The sequence below is a fragment of the Methylobacterium oryzae genome (genome assembly GCF_036441375.1).
GTDB lineage: Bacteria > Pseudomonadota > Alphaproteobacteria > Rhizobiales > Beijerinckiaceae > Methylobacterium > Methylobacterium oryzae_A.
In genome coordinates this window covers 271548-293260 of record NZ_MLCA01000017.1, presented here as the reverse complement: position 1 = coordinate 293260, position 21713 = coordinate 271548, and the positions used below count along the sequence as shown (strand labels likewise).

The following is a 21713-nucleotide window of genomic DNA, read 5'->3' as shown; positions in this document are numbered from 1 at the left end:
GCGCGCGCGGCGGTGGCGCGGGAGGGCCAGCGCACCGCGGTGATGTTCGGCCGCGAGCGGGTCGGTCTCACCAACGACGAGGTGTCACTCGCCGACGCGATCATCACCTTTCCAGTCTCCCCGGATTTTCCCTCGCTCAACCTCGCGCAGGCGGTTCTGCTGGTCGGCTACGGCGCGGGCGCGTGGCCTTGCCCGGCGAGGATCGCGCCGGCCCGCCGGCAGACCCGGGCCCAGTCCGCCGCGTCGAGGGCGGACCAGTCGGTCCCGAGGCCGAGCTCCGTCGCGGCCCTCGTGGCGGCCCGCGTCGCGGTCTCGGTCCAGCCCGGCGGCGGGGCGGGGATATCGGTCATGGCGATGCGGCCTCCTGCCCGGCTCTCGGTGCTCCGGCGGACGATATAGCGCGCCGGCCTCCGCCCATCAGCGCAGGCCGTGGGCGGCGAGTTCCTCCGGCACGGCCACGGCCCCGTCCTGGCGCATCAGGATCGCGTCGAGGGTGACCGGGCGGTCGTCCCAGGCATCCACCCCGACATCGCAGGAGCGCGTGGTGTCGGCGAGCCAGCCGTGGCTGTGCCCGTAGAGGTGGCGCGTCTCACGCCACAGGCCCGGCCAGGCCCGATGCGCGTAGTGCGACAGGAACAGGCGGTGCGGCCGGCCCCGCGCATCCGCAACGGAGAGGCGGGCGCTCTCCACCGGCGGCTCGGCCCAGGGCAGGCCCAGGACGCGGTTCGAATCGTGGTTGCCCCGGACGAGGCGCTTGGCGCCGTTCAGCCGCGCGAAGATCGCCGCGCAGTGCGCCCGGCTGGCATGGGCGGCGAAGTCGCCGAGGTGCCAGACGACGTCCTCCGGGCCGACCACGGCGTTCCAGCCCGCGACCAGGGCCTCGTCGTGGGCCTCGACGTTCCCGAACCGCGCCCCGCGGTGGCGGAGGATGTGCGGGTCGCCGAAGTGCGTGTCCGCGGTGAAGAAGGTCGCCATGGTTCGAGACCTGGGCCGCGGGCGCGTCGCGTCCAGACCGGGCGGCGCGAGGCGCGCGGACGCACGGCCGCTTCCGGGAGACCCCGCGGGCCGGTAAGGCTGCGGCGATGCTGGATCCCGCCATCTACGCCCACATCCTGGACGCGGCGCGCGCCTATCCGCCGCTGCGGGCGGCCCTGGTGCAGGCCGGCCCGATCCGGATCGAGCCGCCGGCGCATCCGCGCGTCGCCGACCGCCTGTTCGTCGAGGTGGTCAACCAGCAGCTCTCCACCCGGGCTGCGGCGGCGATCTGGGCCCGGATCGAGGCCGCCGCGGCGGCGGCGGGGTCGAGCCCGAGGGGCCTGTTCGAGGCCGGCGACGCGGCGCTCCTGCGGGCCTGCGGTATCTCGGGCAACAAGGTTCGGGCGCTCCAGGCGATCGTGGCGGCCGAGGCCGCGGGCCTCCTCGGTCCCGGCCTCGCCGGCCTGCCGCATCAAGAGCGGGCGGCGATCCTGTGCGGCATCCGCGGCGTCGGGCCCTGGACGGCCGACATGGTCGGCATCTTCCACTTTCACGACCCCGACATCTGGCCTGGGGGCGACGTGGCGGCGGTGGGCTGCCTGCGCCGCCTCACCGGACGGGACGATACCGCCGCTGCGGCGGCCGCCTTCGCGCCGTACCGCTCGATCCTGGCCCGCTACCTGTGGCGCATCAAGGACACGGCGCCCGTCCCGGCGGCCGAGACGGCCGGGCCGGCCAAGCCGGATCCGGCACCCCGGGCCCGGCGGCCCAGGAGCGCGGCGAAATCCGGGTGACGGAAGGCCGGGGATCGGCTATCCGTCGGCGCCTCCCGGGCCCGTAGCTCAATGGTTAGAGCCGGCCGCTCATAACGGTCCGTCCAAACCATTGATCCCCTGGGCGGGATTCAGCTTTTTTACGGTAGGGCACGGGAAACGTCCCGAATAATGGGCTTTGGCATGCCCCAAACGGAGGCGTCGTCAGGCGTTGACGACGGCAAGCCCGGCGGCCGGGTCAACTCGCATCCGGAGCCTTCCGCCGACGGGTTCTTTCGCGGACGCTGCGTGTAGGTCGAGATTGGGCGATATCGCTTGGAGCAGGCGGCCTGCCGGAACTCGCCGCATGCCTAGGAGGTCCGTCACATACGCTCCTTGATGCCGGCACTCACGAGCCACCAGTTGATCGGGTAACTGGTCAGGAAACCCGTTACCATGGCGGCCTGCATGGCGAACCAGAACTCGACCGAGTTCACCGGGGCCGACCGCCCCGCCAGGTCCGGGTAGAGCCGGAACTGCACGAGGGCCATGAGGCCGTACATGCCGACCTGCCACGAGATCAGCGACAGGGTGTCGGCCTTGATGGCCGCGATCAGCCCCTTGCCGGGCGAGAGCCCCCGCATCGGCACGATGGCGTAATACTGGAACACGATCCCGAGCGCGTAGGCGAAGACGAAGTCCAGCACCCAGACGGCGTACATCTTCTCCTCGAACAGTGCGTGCCAGCCGAACCAGACCGCCACCGCCGGCACCAGGAAGGCCAGCCACTCGGCGGCGACGTCCCCCAGCATGCAGCCGCTGCCGCAGTGGAGCGAGCCCTTGCCCACCATCGCCGGGAACGGCGTCTCGGTCATGTTCGGGGGCTTCTCGTCCCGCTCCATGGCGTTGTGGTGCGCCTCCATCGTGGCGAGCCGCCCGTAGCGGAAGTAGGCCCAGACCACGGCCAGCGTGCCGAACAGGGCGCAGACCGGCCAGACGACGTTCATCACCGCCATGTGCTGCGGATGCCGGATCACCTGCACCGACAGCAGGAGCGAGCAGGCGGCCCCCAGCACGAGGGACGCGACTGCGAGGGCATGGAGCCAGCCCGGGGCGGCGAAGGCGGCGCTCAATGGTGCACCGCCAGCATCCAGAGGGCCATGGCGACCATCATCACGTTCTCGGTCAGCGAGACGAAGCCGAGCGGCACCTTGCTCGACCCTCCGACGCAGGCGCACTTGATGTCCCGCTTGTCGACGTACACCGCCTTGAACACCGACACCGCGCCGACCGTGCCGATGAACAGGGCCACCGGGATCGAGATCCAGTTCAGGGCACCCGCCACCATCAGGACGCCGGCGATGCCCTCCAGGAACGGGTAGGCGTATGCGTAGCGGACCCAGCGCCGGCCGAGCAGGTCGTAGCCGAGGAACATCGACGAGAAGCTCTCGACGTCCTGCAGCTTCAGGAGGGCCAGCACGCACATGCTGAAGGCGATGAACCACTCGGCGGCGCGCATCGTCAGGGGCGTGCCGTACACGGCGTAGCTCGCCGCCAGCGCCATCAGCGCCGTCATCGAGAACACCGCGATGACAGGGGTGTAGGTCGTGGCGTTCGGGTCGTTGGCGGCCTTGCCGAAGTGGCGCTGCAGGTCGTCGAAGCCGCCGACGCGCTCGCCGTTGATGAAGGTCTGGGGCGTAGACTTGACCTGGTGCTCGGCCTTGAAGCGGTCCGTCTGCGCCCGGTCGGTCAGGAGGTGGTCCTCGACCGCGAAGCCTTGGCGTTCGAGGAGGTCCTTGGCCTTCAAGCCGTAGGGACAGGTGTGTTCGGGGGTGACCATCCGATAGAGGACGGCCTTGCGGGCTGATGACGACATGGGTTGCTCCTTGGATGCGGGTTCGGGCAGGCGGCGCCACTACTCGGCGGCGGCCCGATGGCATGTCGGTTCCTCGACGGCCTCCGCCCGGATTTGGTTGCCCGGAGGCAGCGTCCAGCCCTTCACGAGCGCGTAGACGGCGGGGATCACGACGAGGGTCAGCGCGGTGGAGGAGACCATCCCGCCGATCATCGGCACGGCGATGCGCTGCATCACCTCGGAGCCTGAGCCGGTGCTCCAGAGGATCGGGACGAGACCCGCCATGATGGCGACCACCGTCATCATCTTGGGCCGCACCCGCTCGACCGCGCCGACCATGATGGCGCGGCGCAGGTCCGCCCGCGTCGGGGGTCGGTCCTCTCGCGCGCACCCGGCCCGGACCTCGTCCCAGGCGTGGTCGAGGTAGACCAGCATGATGACGCCGGTCTCGGCGGCGACGCCGGCCAGCGCGATGAAGCCCACCGCCACCGCGACCGACATGTTGAAGCCCATCCACCACAGGAGCCACACCCCGCCGACCAGGGCGAAGGGCAGCGACAGCATCACGATCAGCGTCTCGGTCAGGCGCCGGAAGTTCAGGTAGAGGAGCAGGAACACGACGAGCAGCGTCAGCGGCACCACGATCCTCAGGCGCGCCTCGGCCCGTTCGAGGTATTCGTACTGCCCGCTCCACTGTAGGGTCGTGCCCTGTGGCAGCTTGACCTCGTCGGCCACCGCCTGGCGCGCCTCGGCGACGTAGCCGCCCAGATCCCGCCCGGCGATGTCGACGAAGATGTAGACCGCGAGCTGCCCGTTCTCCGTGCGGATCGAGGTCGGTCCCCGCGTAAGCTCGACCTTGGCCACCTCGCGCAGGGGCACCGTGCCGCCGGCTGGCAGCGGCACCTGCACCTCGTCGGCGATGGCGCGCGGGTCCGAGCGGAAGGCGCGCGGGTAGCGGACGTTTACGGTGTAGCGTTCGCGCCCCTCGACCGTGTTCGTCACCGCCTGGCCTCCGAGAGCCGTGGCGATGACGTCCTGCACGTCCCCGACCATGAGGCCGTAGCGCCCCAGCGCCTCGCGATCCGGCGTGATGTCGAGGAAGTAGCCCCCGATGACACGCTCGGCGTAGGCGCTCGACGTGCCCGGCACGTTGCGCAGCACGGCCTCGACCTGCCGCGCGACGCCCTCCATCTGCTTCAGGTCGGTCCCGAGGACCTTGATGCCGACCGGCGTACGGATGCCGGTCGAGAGCATGTCGATGCGGGCGCGGATCGGCTGCGTCCAGGCGTTCGAGACGCCCGGGAACTGCAGCGCAGCGTCCATCTCCGCCTTGAGGCTGGCGAGGGTGACGCCGGGCCGCCACTCCGCCTTGGGCTTCAGGGCGATGACGGTCTCGAACATCTCCATCGGCGCGGGGTCGGTCGCCGTGTTGGCGCGGCCCGCCTTGCCGTAGACCGAGGCAACCTCGGGGAAGGACTTGATGATGCGGTCCTGGGTGGCCAGCAACTCGCCGGCCTTGGTCACCGAGATCCCCGGCAGGGTCGTCGGCATGTAGAGCAGGCTGCCCTCGTCGAGGTCGGGCATGAACTCGGAGCCGAGTTGCCGGGCCGGCCAGACAGTTGCCGCCAGCACGCCCACGGCGAGCAGGATGGTCAGCACCCTAGCCCGCAGCACGCCGGCGATGAGCGGGCGGTACAGCCAGATGAGCAGGCGGTTGAGGGGGTTGCGGTGCTCGGGAATGATGCGCCCGCGCACGAACAGCACCATGAGGGCGGGAACCAGCGTCACTGACAGCAGGGCCGCCGCCGCCATGGCGAATGTCTTGGTGTAGGCGAGCGGCCCGAACAGCCGGCCCTCCTGGCTCTCCAAGGTGAAGATCGGCAGGAAGCTTACCGTGATCACGAGGAGCGAGAAGAACAGCGAGGGGCCGACCTCGCTCGCTGCCTCGACCAGGATCTCGACCCGCGGCTTGCCGGGCGGCGCCCGCTCCAGGTGCTTGTGGGCGTTCTCGATCATCACGATGGCGGCGTCGATCATGGCGCCGACCGCGATGGCGATGCCGCCCAGGCTCATGATGTTGGCGCCGATTACGAGCGCCTTCATGCCGGCGAGCGCCATCAGGATGCCGACCGGCAGCATCAGGATGGCCACCAGCGCGCTGCGCACGTGCAGGAGGAACACCACGCAGACGAGGGAGACGACGATGCTCTCCTCGACCAGCGTGTGCCGCAGGGTGTCGATGGCCGCTTCGATCAGTTGCGAGCGGTCGTATACCGGCAGGATCTCCGTGCCGGCCGGCAGGCTCTTGGCCACCTCCGCGAGCTTCGCCTTGACGCCGTCGATGACGCTGAGGGCGTTGGCGCCGAAGCGCTGCAGGACGATGCCGCCCGCCACCTCGCCCTCGCCGTTCATCTCCGTGATGCCGCGCCGCTCGTCCGGCCCGAGCTCCACGCGGGCGACGTCCCGCACCCGCAGGGGCGTGCCGCCGGAGGTCTTCAATACGATGTTCTCGATGTCGGCGACGCCCTTCAGGTAGCCCCGCCCGCGCACCATGAACTCGAACTCCGAGAGCTCGACGGTGCGGCCGCCGACGTCGGCGTTGCTCGACCGGATGGCGTCCCGGAGCTTGTTGAGCGAGATGCCCTGGGCGCGCAGCCGGTTCGGGTCGACGACCACGTTGTACTGCTTCACGAAGCCGCCGACGCCGGCGACCTCGGCCACGCCCTCGGCGCGCGAGGCCCCGAAGCGGATCACCCAATCCTGGATCGAGCGCAGCTCGGCGAGGGTCCGCTCCTTCGCCACCACGACGTACTGGTAGACCCAGCCCACGCCGGTGGCGTCGGGGCCGAGCGTCGGCGTCACGCCGGCGGGCAGGCGGCTCGCCGCCGCGTTGAGGTACTCCAGCACCCGCGAGCGGCCCCAATACGGGTCGGTGCCGTCCTCGAAGATCACGTAGACGAAGGACACGCCGAAGAACGAGAAGCCGCGGACCACCTTGGCCTTCGGCACGGTCAGCATGGCGGTGGTGAGGGGATAGGTGACTTGGTCCTCGACGACCTGGGGGGCCTGACCCGGATACTCGGTGTAGACGATGGCCTGCACGTCCGAGAGGTCGGGGATGGCGTCGAGCGGCAGCGTCCGCAACGCCAGGACGCCGGCCGCGACGGCGAACACCGTCCCGACCAGCACGAGGACGAGATTGCGGGCCGACCAGCCGATGAGGCGCGCAATCACGGCGTGCCTCCCGCAATCGCGGCCTGCCGGTCGTCCTTCGGGGCGGCCAGGGACTGGAGCGCCGCCTTCAGGTTGCTCTCCGCGTCGATCAGGAAGTTCGCCGCCGTGACGACCCTGTCCCCTACCGCGACGCCGTCGCGGATTTCGGTGTAGCCCTCGCCGTGGACGCCGATCTTCACCGGCCGCGGCTCGAAACGTCCCTCGCCACGGTCGAGGAGCACGACCTGGCGCTCGCCGGTGTCGATGACGGCATCGTCTGGCACGGCCACCACCGGCTTGGCGTCGCCGGTCGCGATCTCGACGTCGGCGTACATGTCGGGCAGGAGCGCGCCGTCCGGGTTCGGGAGCTCGATGCGCACCCGCGTCGCCCGGGTGTCGGGGTTCACCTGCGGGTAGATCACCGAGACCTTGCCGGCGAACGCCCGGCCCGGGGAAGAGCGCAGGCGCACGGTGACGGGCTGCCCCACGCGCACCGAGGCGAGGTCGCGCTCGGGCACGTCGGCCAGGACCCACATCGCCGAGATGTCGCCGATCCGGAACAGGGTGTCGCCGGCCGCGGCCTTCATGCCCTCGATGGCGGTCCGCTGCAGGACGAGGCCGTCCCGGGGCGAGGACCACGTGATGGCCATCGGCACCTTCCGGGTGCGCTCCATCTCGTCGATGACGGCCTCGGAGACGTTCAGGTTCTGGAGCCTGCGGCGCGCCCCGTCGAAGCCCGGGTTGGCGATCAGCTGGGCCGCGGCGGCGTTGATCTCGGGCGAGTAGACGTGGACCAGCGCCTGGCCCTTGCGGACGCGGTCGCCGGTCGTGACGTTCTCGACGTGGTCGACATAGGCGTCGGACCGGGTCGCTATGACGGTCACCCGCCGCTCGTCGAGGGCGACCGTGCCGGGGACGCGCACCGGTTGCGCCACCACCCGCCGGTCCACGACCTCGGTGCGCACGCCGGTGCGCTGGACCTTGCCGGGCGAGACGGTCACGACGTTCCCGGCCTCGTCCTCGCCCGAGTAGACGGGGATGTAGTCCATCCCCATCGAGTCCTTCTTCGGCACCGGCGAGGTGTCCGGGAGCCCCATCGGGTTGCGGTAGTAGAGGACCTTGCGGTCGCCCCCGGCGGGCCTGGCCATCCCGCCCTGGGCCATGCCGGGCCCGGCCATTCGATGGTCGGACATGTCGTGGCCGGCCATGTCGGCGGGCATGGCCTCACCGTCGTCGGGGTCGTCGAAGCCGACGTCCTCGCCGGCGCGCACCGCCCGGAACTCGCGCCCGTCATCGGTGGCCATCATCGACGCCGAGTAGACCGGCTTCCCGTCCGGGTCCCGGTAGTACAGGACCGGACCGGCCGCCTTCGCCGGGGCCGGTGCGGGCGCCGCCGCCGGTCCCGTGCCGGCAGGAAGCCAGCCGCCGACGCGCTCTCGCACGCCCTCGACGAGCCCGGGGAAGAACTCGGACCGGGCCCGTTCCACGAATGCCGGCACGGCGGGGGTCCCGTGCCCGGCGACGTAGCCGACGCCTCCCGCCGCGAACACGGCGAGGGTCCCGGCGAGCCATGCCGACCGGCTCATTTGACGGCCTGGAAGACGAGCCGATCCTCGACCGTGCCGGTCTCGCCCTGGACCTTGGCCCCGAGGGAGAGACGCCAGCCTCCGGCCATCGAGAGCTTGGCCTTGAAGCGGTAGATGCCGGGCTCGGTCGAGGGCACCTGCTCCAGCTTGGTGACCATCTCCTCCATGCTGTCGGGGGCCATGTCGAGGCGCTTGGCGAAGATCACGGCGTCCGGCACCGCCTTGCCCGTGCGCCTGTCCACGAGACGCACGGCGACGACGGCCTCGCCGACCTTCGCCTCCTGCTGCACGAGTTGGAAGTGGTAGTCCTTGATGTCGGCGCGGGCGGGCAGGGTCAGGGCCGACGCCGACAGCACGGCGCCGAGCAGCGCGGCCGGCACGGCGCGCGCGAAGGGGTTCTTGGTCACGGGTGATGTCTCCTGAACGCGATGAATGGTGGCGCGCGGGCGCGCGTCACCGTGCCGGCGCAAGCGCCGGCGGCATCGGGTTCAGGCTCGGGGTGGCTCGGGGTACGGCGTCCCGTGCACGCTGGCGAAGGTCGCGGGCGCCGGCCAGGCCACGCTCGCGCGGGTGGCGACGGGCACCGGGACCGGGAGCGCGGCGGGGAGCAGCGACGCCACGCTCGCCAGGCACAGGGCCATCAGCGGGCAGCCCTTGGCGCAGTCCGGCTGAGCGGCCGGGGCCTTCGGGCAGCACGGCATGTCGTCCATGCCCATGCCCGCCATATCGACCGATCCGGCGTCGTGGTGACCCATGGCGGCATGGTCCATGTCGCCGTGGCCGGCCATGGCCGTCGCGTCAGGGCCGACGTGGGACATCGACGCGTGCATGCCCGCGGTGGCCGCGGGGGCGGCCACCGGCGTCAGGGCGAGGCTGATGACCGCCAGGAGCGGCAACAGTCGCCGGAGGGCGAGCCAGAACGTCACGAATCCAGGATGCCAAATTCCGGGCCGGCGCGGAAGTCCGTCCGGTAAGCTCGGGAACGGCGGATGCGCCGTTTGGTTGCGGCGAGCCTCAGGCCGGCTCGGCCGGGTAGCCGGCCTCGGCGATGGCCCGGGCGATCCGGTCGGCCGGGCCAGTGACGCCCGACACGGTCACGAGTTTCGCGCCGAGGTCGACCTCGACGCCGGCGTTCGGCTCGACGCCCTGGACGGCGCGGGTGACGGACTTGGCGCAGCCACCGCACCCCATCTTCTCGACCTTGAAACGATGCATGACGCGCTCCTTCGGTTGACGTCACACGCAGATGGGGCTTCCCACCGTGGGAAGGTCAAGGCATCGGACCTACGGAAGCCTGATCCTCAGCAGACGCAACGCATTCGCGGTGACCAGCACGGTCGCGCCCGTGTCGGCCAGGATCGCCGGCCACAGGCCCGTGATGCCGGCGATGGTCGTCACCAGGAAAACCACCTTCAAGCCGAGCGCGATGGCAATGTTCGCCCGGATGTTGGCGAGCGTCCGGCGCGAGAGCTCGACCATACGGGCCACGTCCGCGACGCGGCCATGCAAGACCGCCGCGTCGGCCGTCTCCAGCGCCACGTCCGTGCCGCCGCCCATGGCGACGCCCACGTCGGCCGCCGCGAGCGCGGGCGCATCGTTGATGCCGTCGCCGACCTTCGCCACGACCGCGCCGGCCGCCTGGAGCTCGCGCACGATCCCCTGCTTGTCCTCCGGCAGGAGTTGCGCCCGCGCCTCGATGCCGAGGGTGCCGGCCACCGCCCGCGCCGTCGCCGCGTTGTCGCCCGTCAGCATGAGGGCTTCGACGCCAAGCCAAGCCAACCGGTCGATCCCGGCCTTGGCGTCGGGCCGCGGTTCGTCCCGCATGGCGAGAAGGCCGGCCAGGGCACCGTTCACCACCAGGGCGGCGACCGTCTTTCCCTCGACCTGGTAGGCGGAGATCCGTGCCTCCTGCTCCGGGACGAATGCCGCGCGTGCGGCGGCCTCCCGGGGCGAGCCCAGGAACACGTCGAGCCCGCCGACCTTTCCGGCGACGCCCTTGCCGCCGAGCGCGCCGACGCCGGACGCCGGGGGCATCGGCGCCCCGGCCTCCGCGGCCTTGGCAAGGACGGCCCGGGCCAGCGGGTGCGAGGAGCCGCCCTCAAGCGCGCCGGCCAGCGAGAGCACGTCCCGCTCGGACCGGCCGAAAGCCTCCACATCCGTCACGACCGGCTTGCCCTCGGTCAGGGTGCCGGTCTTGTCGAAGGCCACCTGCGTGACCGCGGCCAGCCGCTCCAGCACGGCGCCCCCCTTGATGAGGAGGCCCCGGCGGGCGCCCGCGGAAAGGCCGGCCGCGATGGCCGCCGGCGTCGAGATGACCAGCGCGCAGGGACAGCCGATCAGCAGGATGGCCAACCCCTTGTAGACCCACTCGCTCCAGGAGGCTCCGACGACGAGCGGCGGCAGCGTCGCGACCAGCGCCGCCACGGCGACCACGGCCGGCGTGTAGACCTTCGAGAACCTGTCGATCAGGCGTTCGGTCGGGGCCTTCGCCTCCTGCGCCTCCTCCACCAGCCGCACCACGCGGGCGATGGTGTTGTCCCGTGCGGTTGCGGTCACCTTCACGCGCAGGACGCCGTCGCCGTTGATGGTGCCGGCGAAGACCGCGTCACCCGCCTGCTTGCGCCTCGGTACGCTCTCTCCGGTGACCGGCGCCTCGTCGATGTCGCTCCCGCCGTCGATGACGGTGCCGTCCGCCGGAACGCGGTCGCCCGGCCGCACCATCACGACGCTGCCGACCCTGAGGCTCGCGGCGGGCACGGCTTCGGTCGTGCCGCCGCGTTCCAGAAGCGCCGTCTCCGGGACGAGGCCGGTCAGCCCGCGGATGCTCGCGCGGGCGCGGCCGGCGGCGACGCCCTCCAGCACCTCGCCGACGAGGAACAGGAAGACGACGGTCGCCGCCTCCTCGGTCGCCCCGATGACGGTCGCGCCGACGGCGGCGACCGTCATCAGCGTCTCGATGGAGAAAGGCGTCCCGTACCGGGCGGCCGAGAAGGCGCGCCGGGCGACCGGCACGAGGCCGACCGCCATGGCCGCAAGGAAGGCCCAGCGGTCGGTCGCCGGCGCGACGTGGCCAAGCGCATAGGCCACTACGAGCGCCGAGCCGCAGGCGAACGCCAACAGGGCCTTCGGCGCCCGCCACCACGGGATCTCCGCGACCTCCGCCGCCTCCCCTGCCTCCGGGTCCTCGGCGCCGTAGCCGAGCCCACGCACCGCCGCCGCGATGGCCCGGACGTCGGTCCCCGGACCATGCCGGACGGTGAGCGTCTCTTTCGCGACCGAGACCTCGACCCGCTCGATGTCGGGGAGCCGGCGCACGGCGGTCTCCACCTTCGCCGCGCAGGAGGCGCAATCCATGCCGGACACGCGCAAGCGGGTCGGCGGGGCTTCGGTCCGGTCCAGGGTCGCTGCGTCGCTCACGGCGGGTGCCTTCCATCCCATCGGACGAAACCCTAGTTCCTTCAGCGACTGTAGGAGCAAGCGCCGTGAAGCCCATCGCCATCGGGGAATTGTCGCGGCGCACCGCGGTGAAGGTCACGACGATCCGGTTCTACGAGGAGCGGGGCCTGCTCCCGAAACCGGTTCGCACCGATGCCAACCGTCGCACTTACGGGGAGGCCGACGTGCGCCGCCTGCGGTTCATCCGGCACGCGCGCGAGTTGGGCTTCGAGGTCGAGGATATCCGGACCTTGCTCGACCTGTCCGCGCATCCCGAGCGTCCCTGCGACGAGGCCGATGCAGTCGCCCGCAAGCATCTCGCCGACATCGACGACCGGCTCGCGCGGCTGAACGGCCTCCGGCAGGAGGTCCAGGCCATGCTCGACCAGTGTTCGGGCGGCCCCGTCCGGGAATGCCGCATCATCGAGGTGTTGGCCGATCATGGCGAGTGCCTGCACGACCGACACTGACGCATCCCGTCGACGCGGCGTCGTTCGATCCGGCTTCGATCCAGATCAGCCCTTGCTCCTCCAGTCGCTGGAGGTCGCAAGGTTCGACCACGCCGTTTCCCCGGCCGAATGCGCGGCAGACTAGGATTTGCGATGACGGAGCATCACGACCATTACCATGCCTACGGGGGCCACGGCCATGGCCACGGGTCCGGGCACGTCCACGCCCCCGCAAGCTTCGGCAAGGCGTTCGCCATCGGCATCGGCCTCAACACGGCCTACGTGGTTCTGGAGGCCACCTTCGGCGCGATGTCGGGCTCGCTCGCGCTCCTGGCGGACGCCGGCCACAACCTCTCGGACGTGCTCGGTTTGCTGATCGCCTGGGGCGCGTCCTGGCTCTCGAACAAGCCGCCGACACCCGGGCGCACCTACGGCTACAAGCGTGCCCCGATCCTCGCCTCGCTCGCCAACGCCGCCATCCTGCTGGTCGCGGTCGGCGCCATCGCCTGGGAGGCCATGCGCCGGCTGGCGGAGCCGGAGCCCGTCGCGACGGGCACCATCCTTTGGGTCGCTGCCGCCGGCGTGCTGGTGAATGCCGGCACTGCCTGGCTGTTCATGGCCGGCAGGAAGGGCGACCTCAACATCCGGGGCGCGTTCCTGCACATGGCGGCGGATGCGGGCGTGACGGTCGGGGTCATCGTCGCCGCGCTCCTCATCCGCTGGACCGGCTGGCTCTGGCTCGACCCCGCCATCAGCCTCGTCATCGCCGTCGTGATTCTGGTCAGCACCTGGGGTCTGTTACGGGACTCGGTGCGGCTGTCGCTCGACGCCGTGCCGCCCGGCATCGATACGGCCGAGGTCCGGTCCTGCCTGGAAGGGCTGCCCGGCGTCAGGGGCCTGCACGACCTCCACGTCTGGCCGATGAGCACGACCGAAACGGCGCTGACGGCCCACCTCGTAACCCTGGACGGGCATCCCGGGGACGCGTTCCTGATGGACGCGGCGAGGCGGCTGCGGGAGCGCTTCGGGATCGGCCACGTCACCCTGCAGGTCGAGACTGATCCGGCCAACGGTTGCGCGCTGGCGCCCGACGAGGTGGTGTGACCGCGATGCAAGCCTGGACCTACACGCTCATACCGGTCGCCGCCGCGGTCATCGGGGCGGCCGCCGCCGTGAACCTGCGGCCCGGTCCCGTGCTCGTCAGCGCGATCCAGCACTTCGCCGCCGGCGTGGTCTTCGCTGCGGCCGCCGGCGAGATCCTGCCCGACCTGAAGCATACCGGTTCCGTCTGGGCCACCGTGATCGGGGGCGCCCTGGGCGTGGCGGCCATGCTCGGCGTCCGCACGCTGGAGCGGCGCATGAAGGGACCGGTGGGGTTGATGGCCGTCACCGGCATCGACGTCCTGGTGGACGGCCTCGTGTTAGGCATCGCGTTCGCGGCCGGCGCCAGGGCGGGCATCCTCCTGACGGTGGCCCTCACCATCGAGGTGCTGTTCCTCGGGCTGACCGTCGCCAACGAGCTCGGCGAAGGCGGCGCGTCCAAGTGGAAGGTGGTCGGTTCGACCGCTGGCCTCGTGCTGCTCCTGCCGCTCGGGGCGCTGCTCGGCGGCCCGGTCGGCTCGCTGCCCGCTTCCGTCCAGGGCGGCTTCCTCGCCTTCGGTTTGATCGCGCTCCTCTACCTTGTGACGGAGGAACTGCTCGTCGAGGCACACGAGACAGAGGACCGTCCGTGGGTGACCGCGATGTTCTTCGCGGGCTTTCTCCTGCTGCTCCTGCTCGACGAGATGATCGGCTGACGTGGTGGGCCGGCACCGGTACCTGCTTCAAGCCGTCTGTGGCGACTGGCGCGCCAACAGTTTCAGAGACATGCCCAGAGGAAACCTCTGCTCACTGCTACGGTCCTGGCATTTGTCGGCGCGGCTGGCGCCAAAATCTTCGAAACAGCCGCACTCCGCAGTGTGGCGGATGGATTTTGCGGCGGTCACCGTTCCAAATATCCGAACACGGGGGATGACCGATCATGCGGGTGCTGCTCGTCGAGGACGACCGGATGATCGGCGACGGTCTTTCTCAGGGGCTCGCGACCCAGGGCTACGTCGTTGATTGGGTGCGTGAGGCCGGTATGGCCGAGGAGGCGCTGAGGGCCGGTGGCCATGCCCTAGTCCTACTGGACCTCGGGTTGCCCGGTGCGGACGGGCTCTGCCTCCTGCGCGCCGCCCGGGCATCCGGCAACGACACGCCCGTCCTCATCCTCACCGCCCGCGACGGCCTCGACAGCCGCGTCGCGGGCCTCGACCTCGGAGCGGACGACTACCTCGTCAAGCCGTTCGAAACCCGGGAACTCCTCGCCCGGATGCGTGCCGTGCTGCGGCGCCGGGCGGGACGGGCCAACGCTCGGCTCGTCGCCGCCGACACCGAGCTCGATACCGAAAGCCACGCCCTCACCCATGCCGGCGCGACAGCGGTTCTCGGTGCGCGCGAATATGCTCTGATGCACGCCCTGTTGGAGCGGCCCGGCCGCATCCTGTCGCGAGCCGAGATCGAGGAACGCATCTACGGCTGGGGTGAGGAGGTCGAGAGCAACGCCGTCGACGCGCTGATCCTGTCGATCCGCCGCAAGGTCGGCAAGAGCGTGATCCTCAACCTGCGCGGTGCCGGCTGGATGGTGGCGAAGCCGTGAGCGGGGCCTCGCTGCGCCGGACGGCGCTGGGCTGGATGACCGCGCTCCTGGCCGGCATCGGCATTGCGGCGATGATCGCGGCCTACCTTCTCGCCCGGAGCGAGGCGGCCGATTTCCTCGACGGGCAGTTGCGTCAGGTCGCCCTGAATGCCGGGCCTGGCCTTGCAGACGAACAGAGCGCCGCGCAGGCGCCGCCCGCGGCCGACGAGGATCCCGAGGACCAGATCGCCGTGACGATCTGGCAGGACGGCCGAATACTGCGCAATGATCCCGGCATGGACACGCAACGGCCCGAACGGCTCGGCTACGCCGATCCGGTCATGGGCGGCGAGACCTGGCGGACCTACACAAGGGCTGCAGGCGCCCTCACGGTGCGCGTCGCCCAGCGCGATGTGGTCCGCGTGGAATTCGCGCGAACCGCCGCCTTTGGCGCAGTGACGCCTTTGCTTCTACTCGTGCCCTTGTCCTGGCTCGTGGTCGGATGGGCCATGAACCGGGTGCTCGGCCGGCTCGACGTGCTCGTGCGCGACCTCGCAGGGCGCAGCGTCTCCGCGACGACCCCGTTGCCGATGCAGGACGTGCCGGTCGAGGTCGCTCCCCTGGTCGGCGCCATGAACGGGCTGATCGGACGCCTGCAGGCGGCGCTCGACGCGCAGAGGCGCTTCGTCGCCGATGCCGCGCACGAACTGCGCACCCCGCTCGCCGCGATGCACGCGCAGATCGACGTCCTCCCCGCGTCGGGCATACCCGGGAGCCGCGATGCGTTGGTCGCAGGCTTGCGCCGGGCGAGCCGGCTCGTCGACCAGTTGCTGCGCCTCGCCCGGCTCGACGGGCAGGAGGGCGTTGCGGAGCGCATCGACCTGGCCTCACTGCTGCTCGATTGCGTGGGGGACCATGCGGTCCTGGCGCAGGCGAACGACATCGATCTCTGCGTGGCGGTCACCGCTTCGGTGATGCTGCACGCCCCTGCAGACGAGATCCGGACGCTCGTCGTGACCCTGCTCGACAACGCCCTACGCTACACCGCGGCGGGCGGCGAGGTCGATGTGAGCCTGGGGCAAGAGGCGGGCCGGCACGTACTCGCCATGCGCGATACCGGCTGCGGACTTCCTCCGGGCTGCGAGGCGCGGCTGTTCGACCGCTTCTATCGCGCCGCGCCCCCGGACATCGAAGGCACCGGCCTCGGGCTCGCCATCGCCCGGCGTATCGCCGAGCGCCATGGCCTCGGGCTCACCGTCGAGAACCGGCGAGACGGCCGCCAAGGCGTCCTTGCCCGGATCGTGCTGCCGGCCTGACGCGCCGAGCCGCTCATTCTGTCCTCATTCTAGCAGGCTATCGCTCTCCCCAACGGCGCCCCTCCGCGGATGCGCCGTGCGATTGCCCCGTGATCGCACCGGCATGGAGAGAATCGATGACGACCAATCGTCCGAGGTGGCCCGCAGTTGTCGTCGTGGCCTCGTTTGTAGTGGCGCAGCCTGCACTGGCCTTCACCGGTCAAGAGCTTTCCCGCAAGGCCAAGATCGGCTTGCCCGCGGCGCGGTCCATCGCCCTCAAGGCGCATCCCGGGAAGATCACGGACGAGGAATTGGAACGCGAGCGCGGCGGCAGCGGTCTCCGCTACTCGTTCGACATCAGGAATGGTTCGGTGACGCAGGAGGTCGGTGTCGACGCCGCGACCGGTCGGGTTCTCGAAAACAAAGCCGAAGGCCCGAACCCCGACTGATCATGAATTCCGGCCCCGACAGAGCAGACGTCCCGTCCTTCGAGACGGATGTCATGGCACGTGAGTTCATCCGAATGAATACCGAGTCCAAGACGAGTCCAAGTAAAATCCCGGAGGTTAACCTTGGCTTCTGGGCCATCAAGATCCTCGCAACGACGCTCGGCGAGGTCGGCGGCAACGCGGTGACACTGACGCTAGGCTTCGGCTACCTGGCCGGGACCGCGATCTTCGGCAGTCTCCTCGTCTTCCTGCTCGTCGCGCAGCTTCGTTCGGACCGCTTCCGTCCGATCCTGTACTGGGCGGTTATCACCGCCACGACGCTTGCAGGAACAACGCTCGCCGACTTCTGCGACCGCTCGCTCGGCATCGGCTACCTCGGCGGTTCGCTGATCCTCCTCGCCTCGGTCCTCGCGACGCTGATCCTCTGGAAGCGGACGCTCGGTACCGTTGCCGTGGAGACCGTTCGCACCCCGAAGGCCGAAGGCTTCTACTGGGCGACCATCATGTTCTCCCAGACGCTCGGGACCGCGCTGGGCGACTGGATGGCCGACAGCACCGGCCTTGGCTACGAGGGCAGCGCCCTCCTGATCTTCGTCGCCCTCGCCGGGGTCACCGCGCTCTTCTTCTTCACCCGCGTCTCCCGGGCCGCCCTGTTCTGGGCAGCCTTCGTGCTGACGCGCCCGCTCGGGGCGACGTTGGCCAACACGCTGGATAAGCCGCCCGCCTCGGGCGGGCTCGGCATCGGTGACATCACGCTCTCGGGCATGCTCGCCCTCGCGATGGTCGTCTGCGTCCTCCTCATCCCGCAGCGGGCCGGTCGGCATCCGGCGCAAGCCGACGCGGCCTGAGCCGCCTGACGGAAGGGATACCACGGCTGATGAACGAACATCTCGAACGCGCCCTCAGCAAGGTGCCCGCGGTCACGCTCGGCTTCTGGGTCATCAAGATCCTGGCCACCACGCTCGGCGAGACCGGCGGCGACACCGTGACCATGACCCTCGACTGGGGCTACCTCGCCGGCACCGCCCTGTTCGCGGTGATCCTCGTCGCCCTGGTCGTGGCCCAGATCCTGGCGAAGCGGTTTCACCCGGCCCTCTACTGGGCGACAATCGTCGCCTCGACGACCTTCGGCACGACCATGGCCGACTTCGCCGACCGCTCGCTCGGGATCGGCTACACAGGCGGCGCGACGCTATTGCTCGCCTGCCTCGCGGCCGTGCTCGGCCTCTGGTACGCGGTCGAGGGCACGATCTCGGTGGACACGGTCTCGACCCCAAGGGTGGAGGCCTTCTACTGGGCGGCCATCACTTTTTCGCAGACGCTGGGCACAGCGCTCGGCGACTGGTTCGCCGATACAGGAGGCCTAGGCTACGAGGGCGGCGCGCTCGTGTTCGGGGCTGCGCTCGCCGTCGTCGTCCTGCTCTACTACCGGACGCAAGTCTCCCGCGTGGGCCTGTTCTGGGCCGCCTTCATCCTGACGCGCCCGCTCGGGGCCACGGTGGGCGACTTCCTCGACAAGCCGGTAGCCCAGGGCGGGCTGAACCTGAGCCGTCCGCTCGCCTCGGCCGTCATCGCGGCCTTCATCATCGCCCTGATCGTGCTGTTGCCGCAGCGGGCGGGCCGGCACCCGGGCGGCGATGCGCAGGCCTCGCGATGAGCCGCGACGCATCCCTTCCGTCGCAGCCGCCGGCCCGCCGGCCGGTATTCGCCTGGCTGGCGGCGCTGTTCGTCGCATCCGCCCTCACGCTCGGCTTCGGCTGGCTCGCGGAGGAGATGGCGGAGGGCGATACGATGGCCTTCGACCGGCACGTGCTGCTCATGTTCCGCCAGCCGGGCGACCCGTCCCACCTCCTCGGGCCGGCCTGGCTGCCCGAAACCGTGCGTGACCTGACGAGCCTCGGCAGCACCGTGATCCTGGGGTTGGTCCTGCTACTCGTCGTGGGCTACCTCGCCATGGCGCGTCGGAAAAGGGCGTTCCTCCTCGTCCTCGTTGCCGTTACCGGCGGCCAAGCCCTGTCCACCATCCTGAAGCTTATCTTCGACCGTCCGCGACCGACGCTGGTCCCGAACGCGCCGGAAGTGTTCACCACCAGCTTCCCGAGCGGCCATGCCATGCTCTCCGCGGTGACATACCTGACGCTCGCCGCGCTCCTGGCACGCATCGAGCCGCGCCGGATGATCCGGCATTACTTCATGGCGGCTGGTGTCCTCGTGAGCTTGCTGGTCGGCATGAGCCGGTTAGCGTTAGGCGTGCATTGGCCGACCGACGTGCTGGCAGGATGGTGCGTTGGAGCTGCCTGGGCGACGCTCTGCGCCGCGGCGGCTGACTGGTTGGCGCGGCGCGGCAAAATCGAGATGGGCGTCTCGCTGGACGATCAAAGCCACGGTGACCAGGAACGATAAGCGGATGGGCCACACCAAGGCCCAGCCCACGTCGGCCCGAACCCTCCTAGTCGAAACGCTGCGGCACCGCGGCTGAAAGCACGCCGTCGGAGGCGCTTGTGAACCGAGCCCCCAGGCACAGGCTCGACATTTCTCTGACCGCACGCACGCGTTTCCCTCCAGAGGGACGGCGCCGCCCGGTCGACCGATGAACATCGAACCTTGAGGCCGAGATAGCCGCTGCTCACCCGAAAAACCGAACGAAGGCACACCAACGACCCACCAACAACTTCTGCCTATTGGCATAACCGGCCTCGCCGCCTCGCCAATAGGCGCGTCGGTTTCAACACCGGCAATTGCGGCCGGCTCGGACGGGCGACCGTCAGTCGTCGTCGTGATGGTGACGTTGGCGATGCTCGCCGAAGTCAAATCGACCTTCGTCGCGACGCGGGTGGTGGTGCCGGACGACGTCGTCGTCGTGGTCCCCGTGGCGGTAGACGTCGACGTGGTCGTGCGGCCGCCTGTAGCCATAGCCGCCCTCGTAGTATTGGGCCGACGCCGCCGCCGGGGCGAGGAGGCCCGCGGCCGTCGCCAGGATGACAAGGCGCATCTTCATGTCCGGTCGCTCTCGGTGAATGTCCAGCAAGGCTGCCGCGAACGCCTTGAACCGCGGCTGAAGGTGACGTTCAGCACCACGTCGGTCGGTAAGGCGACCGGTTCGTCCGGCGTCTTCCCCCGAGACTTGTGGCAGGACGCCGGACTCGCGCATAAGGACCGTGATGGTTTCGGTGGGACGCCAGAGGGCCTTCGGGGCATGGACGGGGTGGTGGGCGACCGCCGCCCGCGCGCTCGCCCTCGTCCTGGCGCTGGCGGTCTCCGCCCCGACGGCAGGCCTCGCCGAGGATCTCGCGTATCATCAAGGCCATGCCGGCCATGACCGTACCGAACTGGCGATGGCGTCGGACCTGGCGCAGGCATCGGCCCAGAAAGGCGACCCCGGCGTAGCCTGCCACGTCCATTGCGGCTGCCACGTCGCCATGCCGCTGGACGCCGTGGGGGCCGCCCCTCCCGTGTCACTCTCGCGACCGTGCTACGGGCAGGCCAGCACGGCCCTCCCGTCGATCTTCCCCGACCGCCTGCCGCGCCCGCCACGCGCCTGAGGTGACGCCGCGAAGGCGCGCGTCCTGAACCCCTGGCCTAGCCCCGGGGACCGTACCCTCACGTCAACGCAACGGGACCGCCCCGGAAGCCGCCACGGCGCCGGCGTCCCGACGAGTAGGCATCATGCGCATTCTCCTGACCGCGGCCCTCGTGGCCGCCGGCGTCCTCGTGGGCGCCGCCGTTCCCGCCGTGTCCGGCTTCGTCCGCGGCCTCCTCGCCTCGGCCGGGCTGCCGCCGACCGCCCTGACCTTCGCCGCCGGCCCCGGAATCGCGTCGCCCGGCGAGACCCGCCACGACGAGGGAGACGGACACGACCACGGCAACGCGGCCCCCGCCAAGTCCGCCGCCCCCAAGGCCGCTGAACCCAAGCCTGGCGATGGGCACGCCCACGGCGAGCATGCCCATTCAGAGGCCGAGGGCGAGGACGGTCACGTCAAGATCACCGCCGAGCAGATCGACGGCCAGGACATCAAGGTGGCCAAGGCCGAGGGCGGCCTGCTGTCGAGGCACATCCTCGTGCCCGGCACGATCACGACGGACGCCGACCGGATCGCCCGCGTCCCGGTCCGCGTCGTCGGCACCGTGTCCGAGATGCGCAAGCGCCTGGGCGACGACGTCAAGAAGGGCGAGGTCGTCGCCGTCCTCGACAGCCGCGAGGTCGCCGATGCCAAGAGCGATTTCCTGACCGCTATGGTTCAGTCAGACTTGCAGAAGGTGAACTTCGAGCGCCAGCAGCGCCTGCTCGCCTCCGCCGCCGCGTCCCAGGCGGCGTTCGACAACGCCAAGGCCACCTTCCAGGAGAACCAACTCCGCGTCGACCTCGCCCGGCAGAAGCTCTCGGCGCTCGGCCTGAATGCCGCCGAGGTCGCCGCCGCGCAGAAGCGCGACGAGGCGACGCCCAACGCCTCCACGCTCCGCCAGTACGAGTTGCGGGCACCCATCTCCGGCCGCATCGTCGAGCGCAAGGTCGACGTGGGCACCGCCGTCGGCAAGGAGGGCGACCCGGCCGACGTCTACACCGTGGCAGACCTTTCGACCGTCTGGATCGAACTCGCGGTGCCGACGTCGGACCTCGACGAGGTCCGGGAAGGGGCGCGGGTCACCGTCAACCGCGGCGGCCGCAGCGAGCAGGGCAAGGTGGTCTTCGTCAGCCCGCTCCTGAACGCCGAGACCCGATCCGCCCGGGTGGTGGTCTCGCTGCCGAACAAGGACCTCGCCTGGCGCCCGGGGACCTACGTCACGGCCGAGGTCGAGACAGAGACCGACCGGGTGCCCGTCCGGGTCGCCAAGGCGTCGCTCCAGACCGTCGAGGGCAAGCGCGTCGTCTTTGTGCGCACCGACGAGGGCTTCGAGAAGCGCGAGGTCGAGCTCGGGCGCTTCGACGACGACGCCTTCGAGGTCGTCTCCGGCCTCAAGGCCGGCGAGGACATCGCGGTCGCCAACACCTTCCTCCTCAAGGCCGAGCTCGGGAAGAGCGAAGCCGATCACGACCACTGAGGGGG

The 21713-nt window shown here is 70.5% G+C and carries 23 protein-coding genes and 1 pseudogene; 13 read left to right on the top strand and 11 right to left on the bottom strand.

Annotated features, from left to right (window positions below):
• A pseudogene (locus MOTC310_RS32075) lies at positions 1 to 216 on the top strand (TrmH family RNA methyltransferase); the annotation flags it as partial.
• On the opposite strand, the gene MOTC310_RS32070 reads toward MOTC310_RS32075, so the two are convergent.
• On the bottom strand, positions 168 to 350 hold the full coding sequence (locus MOTC310_RS32070; protein WP_331304751.1) for a hypothetical protein: 183 nt from the start codon (positions 348 to 350) through the stop codon (positions 168 to 170). The pseudogene MOTC310_RS32075 and the gene MOTC310_RS32070 sit on opposite strands and share 49 nt — an antisense overlap.
• Before the next feature lie 67 nt (positions 351 to 417).
• On the bottom strand, positions 418 to 975 hold the full coding sequence (locus MOTC310_RS32065) for a metallophosphoesterase (RefSeq protein ID WP_331304702.1): 558 nt from the start codon (positions 973 to 975) through the stop codon (positions 418 to 420).
• 107 nt (positions 976 to 1082) lie between these two features.
• Between MOTC310_RS32065 and MOTC310_RS32060 the strand changes: the two genes are divergently transcribed.
• Positions 1083 to 1769: a DNA glycosylase family protein gene (locus MOTC310_RS32060; RefSeq protein ID WP_331304701.1), complete on the top strand. Its 687-nt coding sequence runs from the start codon at positions 1083 to 1085 to the stop codon at positions 1767 to 1769.
• 341 nt (positions 1770 to 2110) lie between these two features.
• On the opposite strand, the gene MOTC310_RS32055 is transcribed toward MOTC310_RS32060, so the two are convergent.
• From MOTC310_RS32055 to MOTC310_RS32020, 8 genes are all read right to left on the bottom strand, one after another.
• A complete protein-coding gene (locus MOTC310_RS32055) occupies positions 2111 to 2860 on the bottom strand; it encodes a DUF4396 domain-containing protein (RefSeq protein ID WP_331304700.1) in 750 nt (249 codons plus the stop codon).
• Positions 2857 to 3603 (bottom strand): glutaredoxin family protein, encoded by a 747-nt coding sequence (locus MOTC310_RS32050; RefSeq protein WP_331304699.1) that lies wholly within the window; start codon positions 3601 to 3603, stop codon positions 2857 to 2859. Before MOTC310_RS32050 ends, MOTC310_RS32055 begins: the two co-directional genes overlap by 4 nt.
• A gap of 39 nt (positions 3604 to 3642) precedes the next feature.
• Positions 3643 to 6816, bottom strand: a complete 3174-nt coding sequence (locus MOTC310_RS32045; protein ID WP_331304698.1) for an efflux RND transporter permease subunit — start codon at positions 6814 to 6816, stop codon at positions 3643 to 3645.
• The gene (locus MOTC310_RS32040) at positions 6813 to 8381 is read right to left on the bottom strand and encodes an efflux RND transporter periplasmic adaptor subunit (RefSeq protein WP_331304697.1); all 1569 of its coding nucleotides are present in this window, start codon (positions 8379 to 8381) and stop codon (positions 6813 to 6815) included. The genes MOTC310_RS32045 and MOTC310_RS32040 overlap by 4 nt, the downstream gene beginning before the upstream one ends.
• Positions 8378 to 8788, bottom strand: a complete 411-nt coding sequence (locus MOTC310_RS32035) for a FixH family protein (protein WP_331304696.1) — start codon at positions 8786 to 8788, stop codon at positions 8378 to 8380. Before MOTC310_RS32035 ends, MOTC310_RS32040 begins: the two co-directional genes overlap by 4 nt.
• An 81-nt stretch (positions 8789 to 8869) precedes the next feature.
• Positions 8870 to 9307, bottom strand: a complete 438-nt coding sequence (locus tag MOTC310_RS32030) for a hypothetical protein (RefSeq protein ID WP_331304695.1) — start codon at positions 9305 to 9307, stop codon at positions 8870 to 8872.
• An 88-nt stretch (positions 9308 to 9395) separates the two neighbouring features.
• Positions 9396 to 9596, bottom strand: a complete 201-nt coding sequence (locus tag MOTC310_RS32025) for a heavy-metal-associated domain-containing protein (RefSeq protein WP_331304694.1) — start codon at positions 9594 to 9596, stop codon at positions 9396 to 9398.
• A gap of 69 nt (positions 9597 to 9665) precedes the next feature.
• Positions 9666 to 11798: a heavy metal translocating P-type ATPase gene (locus MOTC310_RS32020; protein ID WP_331304693.1), complete on the bottom strand. Its 2133-nt coding sequence runs from the start codon at positions 11796 to 11798 to the stop codon at positions 9666 to 9668.
• A gap of 65 nt (positions 11799 to 11863) precedes the next feature.
• On the opposite strand from MOTC310_RS32020, the gene MOTC310_RS32015 reads away from it, so the two are divergent.
• The 9 genes from MOTC310_RS32015 to MOTC310_RS31975 all read left to right on the top strand — a co-directional run bounded on the left by MOTC310_RS32015 (position 11864) and on the right by MOTC310_RS31975 (position 19071).
• Positions 11864 to 12286 carry a MerR family transcriptional regulator gene (locus MOTC310_RS32015; protein WP_331304692.1) on the top strand — a complete coding sequence of 141 codons (423 nt, stop codon included), beginning with the start codon at positions 11864 to 11866 and terminating at the stop codon, positions 12284 to 12286.
• A gap of 132 nt (positions 12287 to 12418) precedes the next feature.
• The gene (locus MOTC310_RS32010) at positions 12419 to 13369 is read left to right on the top strand and encodes a cation diffusion facilitator family transporter (RefSeq protein ID WP_331304691.1); all 951 of its coding nucleotides are present in this window, start codon (positions 12419 to 12421) and stop codon (positions 13367 to 13369) included.
• 5 nt (positions 13370 to 13374) lie between these two features.
• The gene (locus MOTC310_RS32005; protein WP_331304745.1) at positions 13375 to 14061 is read left to right on the top strand and encodes a ZIP family metal transporter; all 687 of its coding nucleotides are present in this window, start codon (positions 13375 to 13377) and stop codon (positions 14059 to 14061) included.
• 224 nt (positions 14062 to 14285) lie between these two features.
• Positions 14286 to 14945: a response regulator transcription factor gene (locus tag MOTC310_RS32000; protein ID WP_331304690.1), complete on the top strand. Its 660-nt coding sequence runs from the start codon at positions 14286 to 14288 to the stop codon at positions 14943 to 14945.
• Between the two features lie 35 nt (positions 14946 to 14980).
• A complete protein-coding gene (locus tag MOTC310_RS31995) occupies positions 14981 to 16240 on the top strand; it encodes an ATP-binding protein (protein ID WP_331304689.1) in 1260 nt (419 codons plus the stop codon).
• 116 nt (positions 16241 to 16356) lie between these two features.
• Positions 16357 to 16668 carry a PepSY domain-containing protein gene (locus MOTC310_RS31990; RefSeq protein WP_331304688.1) on the top strand — a complete coding sequence of 104 codons (312 nt, stop codon included), beginning with the start codon at positions 16357 to 16359 and terminating at the stop codon, positions 16666 to 16668.
• A gap of 53 nt (positions 16669 to 16721) precedes the next feature.
• Complete coding sequence (locus MOTC310_RS31985; protein ID WP_473753955.1) at positions 16722 to 17516, top strand: COG4705 family protein; 795 nt, start codon at positions 16722 to 16724, stop codon at positions 17514 to 17516.
• Between the two features lie 29 nt (positions 17517 to 17545).
• Complete coding sequence (locus tag MOTC310_RS31980) at positions 17546 to 18325, top strand: COG4705 family protein (protein WP_331304687.1); 780 nt, start codon at positions 17546 to 17548, stop codon at positions 18323 to 18325.
• On the top strand, positions 18322 to 19071 hold the full coding sequence (locus MOTC310_RS31975) for a phosphatase PAP2 family protein (protein WP_331304686.1): 750 nt from the start codon (positions 18322 to 18324) through the stop codon (positions 19069 to 19071). Before MOTC310_RS31980 ends, MOTC310_RS31975 begins: the two co-directional genes overlap by 4 nt.
• Before the next feature lie 361 nt (positions 19072 to 19432).
• On the opposite strand, the gene MOTC310_RS31970 is transcribed toward MOTC310_RS31975, so the two are convergent.
• The gene (locus MOTC310_RS31970) at positions 19433 to 19666 is read right to left on the bottom strand and encodes a hypothetical protein (protein ID WP_331304685.1); all 234 of its coding nucleotides are present in this window, start codon (positions 19664 to 19666) and stop codon (positions 19433 to 19435) included.
• A 163-nt stretch (positions 19667 to 19829) separates the two neighbouring features.
• Between MOTC310_RS31970 and MOTC310_RS31965 the strand changes: the two genes are divergently transcribed.
• A complete protein-coding gene (locus MOTC310_RS31965; protein ID WP_331304684.1) occupies positions 19830 to 20210 on the top strand; it encodes a hypothetical protein in 381 nt (126 codons plus the stop codon).
• A 124-nt stretch (positions 20211 to 20334) separates the two neighbouring features.
• A complete protein-coding gene (locus tag MOTC310_RS31960; protein ID WP_331304683.1) occupies positions 20335 to 21708 on the top strand; it encodes an efflux RND transporter periplasmic adaptor subunit in 1374 nt (457 codons plus the stop codon).
• Positions 21709 to 21713 lie beyond the last annotated feature (5 nt).

Bases quoted from the DNA above. Each gene is read 5' to 3' on its own strand.
- MOTC310_RS31995 (WP_331304689.1), top strand. From the start codon at position 14,981: ATGACCGCGCTCCTGGCCGGCATCGGCATTGCGGCGATGATCGCGGCC.
- MOTC310_RS32000 (WP_331304690.1), top strand. From the start codon at position 14,286: ATGCGGGTGCTGCTCGTCGAGGACGACCGGATGATCGGCGACGGTCTT.
- MOTC310_RS31990 (WP_331304688.1), top strand. From the start codon at position 16,357: ATGACGACCAATCGTCCGAGGTGGCCCGCAGTTGTCGTCGTGGCCTCG.
- MOTC310_RS32010 (WP_331304691.1), top strand. From the start codon at position 12,419: ATGACGGAGCATCACGACCATTACCATGCCTACGGGGGCCACGGCCAT.
- MOTC310_RS31970 (WP_331304685.1), bottom strand. From the start codon at position 19,666: ATGAAGATGCGCCTTGTCATCCTGGCGACGGCCGCGGGCCTCCTCGCC.
- MOTC310_RS31960 (WP_331304683.1), top strand. From the start codon at position 20,335: ATGCGCATTCTCCTGACCGCGGCCCTCGTGGCCGCCGGCGTCCTCGTG.
- MOTC310_RS32040 (WP_331304697.1), bottom strand. From the start codon at position 8,381: ATGAGCCGGTCGGCATGGCTCGCCGGGACCCTCGCCGTGTTCGCGGCG.
- MOTC310_RS32060 (WP_331304701.1), top strand. From the start codon at position 1,083: ATGCTGGATCCCGCCATCTACGCCCACATCCTGGACGCGGCGCGCGCC.
- MOTC310_RS32070 (WP_331304751.1), bottom strand. From the start codon at position 350: ATGACCGATATCCCCGCCCCGCCGCCGGGCTGGACCGAGACCGCGACG.
- MOTC310_RS32025 (WP_331304694.1), bottom strand. From the start codon at position 9,596: ATGCATCGTTTCAAGGTCGAGAAGATGGGGTGCGGTGGCTGCGCCAAG.
- MOTC310_RS32065 (WP_331304702.1), bottom strand. From the start codon at position 975: ATGGCGACCTTCTTCACCGCGGACACGCACTTCGGCGACCCGCACATC.
- MOTC310_RS32005 (WP_331304745.1), top strand. From the start codon at position 13,375: ATGCAAGCCTGGACCTACACGCTCATACCGGTCGCCGCCGCGGTCATC.
- MOTC310_RS31985 (WP_473753955.1), top strand. From the start codon at position 16,722: ATGGCACGTGAGTTCATCCGAATGAATACCGAGTCCAAGACGAGTCCA.
- MOTC310_RS31980 (WP_331304687.1), top strand. From the start codon at position 17,546: ATGAACGAACATCTCGAACGCGCCCTCAGCAAGGTGCCCGCGGTCACG.
- MOTC310_RS32050 (WP_331304699.1), bottom strand. From the start codon at position 3,603: ATGTCGTCATCAGCCCGCAAGGCCGTCCTCTATCGGATGGTCACCCCC.
- MOTC310_RS31975 (WP_331304686.1), top strand. From the start codon at position 18,322: ATGAGCCGCGACGCATCCCTTCCGTCGCAGCCGCCGGCCCGCCGGCCG.
- MOTC310_RS31965 (WP_331304684.1), top strand. From the start codon at position 19,830: ATGGTTTCGGTGGGACGCCAGAGGGCCTTCGGGGCATGGACGGGGTGG.